General features: G+C 31.7%; 1 protein-coding gene. It reads left to right on the top strand.

The window, feature by feature from the left end; translation table 11 throughout:
• Nucleotides 1-231: 231 nt before the first annotated feature.
• Nucleotides 232-860: CPBP family intramembrane glutamic endopeptidase (locus CO726_RS31120; protein ID WP_099686848.1), on the top strand; the 629-nt coding region annotated here is incomplete at its 3' end.

The following is an 860-nucleotide window of genomic DNA, read 5'->3' on the forward strand; positions in this document are numbered from 1 at the left end:
TTTGACAACTATATATTGATAAAAAGAAACCCCGATTGTCCGCGGGGCTTCTAAGGGTAAGTGCCAAGTAATGACGTACTCGACTAATTAACCATATCATGAATTTTTTGGTAAAAATACTGGTAAATGTGTCCAAATAAATGAGGGCATCATTTTCAACAAAAACGCTATTTGGTATCAAATTTGAATATTGTATAAAATCGGAGGTAAATGAAAGGTGAATATAATAAAATGAATAATAGTAATTTACAAAAATCAGGTTATATCATACTTATATATTTTATAATGACTCAATTTGTTGGGATTATAGGAGTACAATTGCTAGCAAAGACAGGTTGGTATGATATTAAGGGAAATCAACAGCAAGCGATTCAGCAACTACTTGTTCATTGGGAACTAATTGGGTTTTCAATCACGGTATTAATCTTTTTTCTTATATATAGTAAAGAAATGATAAATGATCCAAAGTTATCGATTAAAGTATCAAGAAACTCATTCGTATGGATTTTAATTGGGATCATATTAGTATTTCTAGCACAGATGGTTGGTAGTACTTTAGATAAGAGTGTATTCCAGGTAACTACGCAGTCAACAAATACATCTAGTACAGTTGCTGCTGCAGCGATATCTCCTGTGGCACTTATTTCAATTGTTCTTCTGGCACCCTTAGTAGAAGAGTTTGTTTTTCGTTATGCGGCCATAAATATTTTAACGCAAAAGTTTAAACAAACCTGGGGTATACTAATAAGTTCATTGTTCTTTTCTATTATGCATTTTGATTTTCCTTTTATATTTGGATACTTTTTAATTGGTCTTGTACTTGCTGTAGTATATGTGCGTACTAATAGGTTACTAGTATC

This window comes from Bacillus fungorum, assembly GCF_002746455.1.
GTDB lineage: Bacteria > Bacillota > Bacilli > Bacillales > Bacillaceae_G > Bacillus_A > Bacillus_A fungorum.